Here is a 5,604-nt window from a genome sequence, read left to right as displayed (position 1 = left end):
TTTTCATTATAATTTCCTTTTGAGGGCTTAATCGTTATTGGTGAATGAGTAATCATTTCTTATTTTGCGTGCAAGGTAGCATATAATAACCCTACTTTATTGATGGAAATCAATTTGTGAAAACTTGTGAGAACTTATGTAAATTTGCATCGACTTGATCACTTTATCGCTTCATTTTATTGACAGTTTTGTAATGCAACTTTCCCGTGCGTCATTTTGTTAATTTAACCCCTTCACCTTGCCCGGGTCTATTTGGATCAAAATAGAGCAAGCCAATATCTCGTACGCATCAATTTGGTGCACTTCCACAATAATCACTCTCACCTCGTTTAATATTCAATGAGTTACATTTGGCTTAGTGCTTGCAAGTCTATGTTCATAATCATAAATACATTGAGGTTCTGACTATGCAAGACACTCTAACAATCGTTCTGGCCGGCGGTGTAGGCTCTCGGCTTTCTCCCCTTACCGATAACCGTGCAAAACCTGCGGTACCTTTTGGCGGTAAATATCGAATCATCGATTTCACGCTCGCGAACTGCTTACACTCTGGGCTGCGCCAAATTTTGGTGCTGACTCAGTACAAGTCTCACTCTTTACAAAAACATTTAAGAGATGGTTGGTCGGTGCTTAACCCCGAGCTCGGCGAATACATCACCAATGTCCCCCCACAAATGCGTACAGGTGATAGTTGGTATAGCGGTACTGCCGATGCGATTTATCAAAACTTGTATCTGCTTTCTCGTAGCGAAGCTAAGCATGTAGTGGTGTTATCAGGCGACCATATCTATCGCATGGATTACGCGCCAATGCTCAAGCAACATAAAAAGAACGAGGCCGATCTAACCGTAGCGTGCATGGAGGTTTCGATTGATGAAGCCAAAGAATTTGGTGTGATGGAGATAGATGAATCTCTAGAGATCAATAACTTTACCGAAAAGCCACGTTACCCTGCATGTGTCCCCGGTAGGCCGACTCGAAGCATGGCTTCAATGGGTATTTACGTCTTTGATAAAGAGGTGTTAACACAAGCGCTACTGGCGGATGCCGAAGATCCGAACTCAAGCCATGATTTCGGTAAAGACATTATTCCTAAATTGGTCGGCAACAACAGTGTTTACGCGTATAAGTTTGGCGACGAAGAAGGCCGAGTGACCCAAGATGCGTACTGGAGAGATGTCGGTACTATCGACTCTTACTACCAGTCTAATATGGATCTGTTAAAGCCAGCCTCACCTATAGATTTATACCAACCAGATTGGGCGATTCGCACCTACGAGCCGCAACTGCCACCTGCACGCACCATTGCTTCTGTAGAAGGAAACCAAGGAATATTCATCAACTCGATGATAGCGAATGGCGTAGTGATCGAAGGTGGCTCTGCGCAAAACTCTATCTTCTTCCCGAAAGTGAAAGTCAGTAATGCCGCGATTGTGATTGATAGTATTCTGTTTGAAGATGTTGAGATTGGGAAAAATTGCCATATTCAAAACTGCATCATAGATAAGAACGTCAAAGTGCCAGATGGCACCCAAATCGGTATTGATAACCTTGCCGACGCTAAACGCTTTCACATATCGAAACAAGGCGTCATTGTGGTGCCCTCTTCTTACCAATTTGAAGAATAGCTATCGCTAAAACCAGATGGCGCTATAAGGGCAGCCAAGAGTTGCCTTATTCAATAGTCGCATTCACGGAGCTTTGCTTTTTTATATAAACCACACTTTTTATATCAACTGCAGTGATTTAAAAAGAAAGCATTATCGGCATCAAACTAGCAATGATTTACAAAACTTAAACTAGAATAAGTATTTGAGCTGACGTTTGGTTAAGGCGATAAAACCTAGGCTGGCAAGGTAGATTAGAGGAATGCTTCGCGAGTGAGGTATTTTTGAACATGTATTGAAAACACGAAACATAATATGCGATCAGTTCTTCGGACTTTCAAGGGAGTAAAGGGAGATTATTTGATAACACTGAAGTGAATCACACATGTGCTATTTCGCAGTTGGTTAAACTAACCGATGTTTGCTACGTTTAAATGACACAGTCATTGGAAAGGTATGATTTATGAAAATAAATGTTCAAACACATCATGTATCAATTAACGACGAGTCACGCAAAGACATCGAAGGTAAATTCGAGAAGATATCTAACCATTTCCCATCACTGATCAGCTGCGACATCATCATCACAAAAGAACATGGTCAACACCAGGTTGAAGTGTTCACCAACTACGAAGGTGTACGTGTAAACGCAAAAGCTACAGATGACGTTATGTATCCAGCTATCGCTTCAGCACTCAAGAAACTTGAAGCAGGCCTAAGTAACCGTAAGGGACAATTGAAATCAGACTTACACGAGAAACCAACGAGCACGAAGCCAGAAATTGCTTCAGACATCATCCAAGAGATGAAACTGGTATAACTCGACTAATAGTTAAAGCGCACTGACGAATAGAAGCGCACAAGAATTCCAAAGCCAGCATGCGTTGCTGGCTTTTTCGATCTACACCTCAATCAATGGAATAGTGAGTTTTTAGATGGAACACCAACTAGGCAATAACTGGAAGCACATCGAATGGGTATTAACCGACGTCGATGACACGCTCACTTGGCAAGGCTCACTCCCTCCTGAAACCTTGATTGCGTTACAAAAGCTAAGAGACAATGGAATCAAAGTGGTCGCGGTGACTGGCGCTTGTGCTGGTTGGTGTGACCATATTGCGCAGCTTTGGCCTGTCGATGCAGTGCTAGGAGAGAACGGCGCCTTCTTACTAGAGAAGCAAGATGGTGCATTACAACTCTCATCTGAAACACCGCTAGAACAAGTGCGTCAGAACCAAGCAAAGCTAAAACAAGAAGTTGAAGCGATCTTGTTGAGTTACCCCGACCTCTCGCTAACTTTGGATCAATCTTACCGCTTGTGTGAGGTCGCGATTGATATCGGCCAAAACCGTAAGCCTGTTGATCCTGAAACTGTTCAAGCGGTACTCGAAAGAATACACGCTTTAGGCGCACACGCGACGGCAAGTTCGATTCATATCAATGCTTGGTATGGCGAACACTCAAAGAAAAACGCCGTGCACCGTTTCCTGGCTGATAAAGGCTTATCGCTTGAACAAATCCACAAGCAAGCGTGTTATGTCGGCGATTCAATGAACGATCAACAGATGTTCGAATCACTGCCACTCACCGTTGGCGTGGCAAACATTAAGCATTATTGGGATAAGTTAGATCATCATCCAAGTAAGGTGATGTCGCAGCCGGGAGGCTATGGGTTTGCAGAATTTGTGGATGCGCTGCTGGCAGTTAAAAGCTAGACACTTAAAACGAGTCACGCCCTTCTACTTCTAACAAGGTCTTAGGTCACTCAATAGACATAAAAAAACGACCGCTAGGTAGACCGAAGTACCTAGGGTCGTTTGAGCTTCAAAATGCTAGATAAGCTCTTAACTTTGACACATCACACAAAACACGCTGCATTGCACCATATGTTTATATGAGTTTGTTACGGATGTGGATCACCACTGCTTCTGCAACGATAACCACTGCGAAGATACTCACCAACACCATCGAAACTTTTTGCCACTCAAAAAGGTTCTGCGCATCGTTTAGCACCACGCCAATACCACCAGCGCCTACTAACCCCAATACCGCAGATTCACGCACATTGATGTCCCAACGGAACAATACGATGGAATAGAATGCGGGCATCACTTGTGGCCAATACCCTTTAAGCAAGATACTCATCCAAGAAGCGCCGGTTGCACGCAGAGCTTCGATAGGCCCCATGTTCACTTCAGCAATCGCTTCCGCTAACAGCTTCCCTACAAAGCCGATACTGCGAATAGCAATTGCCATAATGCCTGCGAGAACACCGGGGCCAAATAGTGCGATAAACAACAAAGCCCAAACCAATGAGTTCACAGAGCGTGAAGACACCAGAAAGAATTGAGCAATCCAATTCAAAGCTTTATTCGGAGTGATATTTGGCGCGTTCATCAGCGCCAAAGGGATAGCAAATACCAAGGTAAACAAGGTACCTAACGTCGCGATGTGCAGTGTCTCAATCATCGCTGCGTGAATCGACTCAGGATAGAACGCGTAATCCATTGGCACCATACGCTCGAACATGTCGGCAAACTGGGCTGGCGCGTCGTATAGGAACTCAGGAATCACTTCAACGGTTTGCCAAGACCAAACAATCGCACACACTAAGCTAAGGTAAACGGCAAATCGAGCCACACGTTCGTTTGGTGTAAAGCGCTGCCACTCTTTATCGATAGATGCAGTTGTCATTAGAAGATTCTCCTAACAATATTGGAAAGAAATTCACCCACAAGAATCAATGCGATAATGGTGATCAAAATAGCGGCGACAAAGTCGTAATCAAAACGTTGGAATGCTGAGAAAAGCGTACCGCCAAGACCACCCGCACCCACGATGCCAACCATGGTTGAGTTACGCAAGTTTGAGTCCAATTGGTAGCTAGCAAAGCCAATGAAACGAGTAAATACCTGTGGCATAACCGCGTACAGAATGACGCTGACAAAGCTCGCCCCCGTTGCTTTAATCGCTTCAACTGGTTTAAAAGAGATCTCTTCAATTGCTTCAGCAAAAAGCTTGGCAATAAAACCAATCGATGCGAATACTAAAGTCAGGATCCCCGCAAGGGCACCAAAGCCGACCGCTTTCACGAATAGAATTGCGATGATCACTGGGTGGAAAGAACGACACAGTGCGATGAAGCCACGAATAGGTGTCGATACAATCGAAGGCATCATGTTTCTTGCGGCAAGTAAGCCAAGAAACAATGAGATGATGATGCCGAAGAAACTCGAAATGATCGCTATCTGTAAGCTCTCCGCTAAGCCACTTAGCAGTAGATTAGTACGCGAGAAATCTGGCGGGAACATTCTTGATAGTAACCGCTCACTTTCACCAAAACCGATGATCAAACGATCGAGGGTCAGCCCTAACGTCGAGAAACTGTAAAACAGATAAGCAACTATCGCAGCGATAATTGCACGGTTAGTCCATGAGGTTTTGAACGGATTTTCATGCTTCGTTGGCGACTGGTTTGACGGTACGCTTGGCGATGAACTTGGGGTTAATCCAGCCATGACTCACCCCCGTAAATGATTTTTAGATCTTCTTCTGAGATCCCTTCAGGGCTGCCGTCATAATGAACTTTACCGTTACACATGCCGATGATGCGCTTGGCATAACGCTTGGCTAAGTTCACATCGTGGATATTCACCAACACTGGGATGTTTTTCTGTTCTGCGAATGTCTCCATCAACTCCATGATCTCAACCGCGGTTTTTGGGTCGAGTGATGACGTTGGTTCATCCGCCAATAAGATATATGGGTCTTGCATTACTGCGCGAGCGATACCGACACGCTGTCTTTGGCCGCCTGACAAACTGTCGGCACGTTGGTTAGCAAAGTCTTGCAGGCCAACAAATTCAAGTAACTCGAACGCTTTTGCTAGGTCTTGCGCAGAGTAGTTACGACGCCACGCATTCCAAGCGGTCATGTAACCCAAGCGGCCGCTTAACACGTTCTCGATAACCGTTAAACGTTCGACAAGGTTATATTC

6 protein-coding genes are annotated in these 5,604 nt (G+C 44.7%); 3 read left to right on the top strand and 3 right to left on the bottom strand.

From position 1 onward, the window contains the following. The first annotated feature begins 407 nt into the window (after positions 1 to 407). The 3 genes from glgC to AB4496_RS17585 all read left to right on the top strand — a co-directional run bounded on the left by glgC (position 408) and on the right by AB4496_RS17585 (position 3,322). Positions 408 to 1,628: a glucose-1-phosphate adenylyltransferase gene (gene glgC, locus AB4496_RS17595; RefSeq protein WP_032555176.1), complete on the top strand. Its 1,221-nt coding sequence runs from the start codon at positions 408 to 410 to the stop codon at positions 1,626 to 1,628. Positions 1,629 to 2,070: 442 nt separating this feature from the next. After that, complete coding sequence (gene hpf / locus AB4496_RS17590) at positions 2,071 to 2,427, top strand: ribosome hibernation-promoting factor, HPF/YfiA family (RefSeq protein WP_009846260.1); 357 nt, start codon at positions 2,071 to 2,073, stop codon at positions 2,425 to 2,427. A gap of 115 nt (positions 2,428 to 2,542) precedes the next feature. Further along, the gene (locus tag AB4496_RS17585; protein ID WP_102258238.1) at positions 2,543 to 3,322 is read left to right on the top strand and encodes an HAD-IIB family hydrolase; all 780 of its coding nucleotides are present in this window, start codon (positions 2,543 to 2,545) and stop codon (positions 3,320 to 3,322) included. 175 nt (positions 3,323 to 3,497) lie between these two features. On the opposite strand, the gene phnE (AB4496_RS17580) is transcribed toward AB4496_RS17585, so the two are convergent. From phnE (AB4496_RS17580) to AB4496_RS17570, 3 genes are all read right to left on the bottom strand, one after another. Next, positions 3,498 to 4,301: a phosphonate ABC transporter, permease protein PhnE gene (gene phnE, locus AB4496_RS17580; RefSeq protein ID WP_076675284.1), complete on the bottom strand. Its 804-nt coding sequence runs from the start codon at positions 4,299 to 4,301 to the stop codon at positions 3,498 to 3,500. Then, entirely contained in the window at positions 4,301 to 5,125 is an 825-nt protein-coding gene (gene phnE, locus AB4496_RS17575; RefSeq protein WP_102258239.1) for a phosphonate ABC transporter, permease protein PhnE, read from the bottom strand. Before phnE (AB4496_RS17575) ends, phnE (AB4496_RS17580) begins: the two co-directional genes overlap by 1 nt. Beyond that, a partial coding sequence (locus tag AB4496_RS17570; RefSeq protein ID WP_372131497.1) for a phosphonate ABC transporter ATP-binding protein occupies positions 5,113 to 5,604 on the bottom strand: 492 nt, incomplete at its 5' end. The genes AB4496_RS17570 and phnE (AB4496_RS17575), both read right to left, overlap by 13 nt.

It is taken from the genome of Vibrio sp. 10N.222.46.A1, assembly GCF_041473595.1.
Taxonomy (GTDB): Bacteria; Pseudomonadota; Gammaproteobacteria; order Enterobacterales; family Vibrionaceae; genus Vibrio; species Vibrio tasmaniensis_A.
The sequence above is the reverse complement of the archived record's forward strand: the minus strand, read 5'-3'. Positions and strand labels throughout refer to the sequence as shown.

Coding starts and splice junctions, on each gene's coding strand:
- glgC (WP_032555176.1), top strand. CDS start 408: ATGCAAGACACTCTAACAATCGTTCTGGCCGGCGGTGTAGGCTCTCGG.
- hpf (WP_009846260.1), top strand. CDS start 2,071: ATGAAAATAAATGTTCAAACACATCATGTATCAATTAACGACGAGTCA.
- AB4496_RS17585 (WP_102258238.1), top strand. CDS start 2,543: ATGGAACACCAACTAGGCAATAACTGGAAGCACATCGAATGGGTATTA.
- phnE (WP_076675284.1), bottom strand. CDS start 4,301: ATGACAACTGCATCTATCGATAAAGAGTGGCAGCGCTTTACACCAAAC.
- phnE (WP_102258239.1), bottom strand. CDS start 5,125: ATGGCTGGATTAACCCCAAGTTCATCGCCAAGCGTACCGTCAAACCAG.